Source organism: Streptococcus suis (assembly GCF_002964045.1).
GTDB classification, from domain to species: Bacteria; Bacillota; Bacilli; order Lactobacillales; family Streptococcaceae; genus Streptococcus; species Streptococcus suis_U.
This window is the reverse complement of sequence record NZ_POPB01000550.1, coordinates 1-272: the sequence shown is the minus strand read 5'-3', so window position 1 is coordinate 272 and position 272 is coordinate 1. Positions and strand designations below refer to the sequence as shown.

Below are 272 nucleotides of genomic sequence, written 5' to 3'. Positions count from 1 at the left end.
AGGATGTCACTTGAATTTCTTCTAGTGGGCTATCAATTTGGGTCATTGGATTGATTTTACTCGATGCAACTTCACCCTGATGATTGGCTTGCATAGAAATGGTTCCACCTGTATGCAATACTAGAATTTTTTTCATAAATTTTCAGTTTCTTTCAAAGTGTGATATACTAATTGTAACATAATTCTTAGAAAGTAGGTGAGTTGGTTGACGATAAAGGCTGTATTTTTCGATATTGATGGTACCTTATTGACCGACAATCGCATGGTTAGTA

Annotated in this window: 1 pseudogene; it reads right to left on the bottom strand. The window is 34.9% G+C overall.

The annotated features are described in order from the left end of the window. Nucleotides 1-136: pseudogene (locus C1E99_RS12635) on the bottom strand (asparaginase); the annotation flags it as partial. Between the last annotated feature and the right edge of the window lie 136 nt (nt 137-272).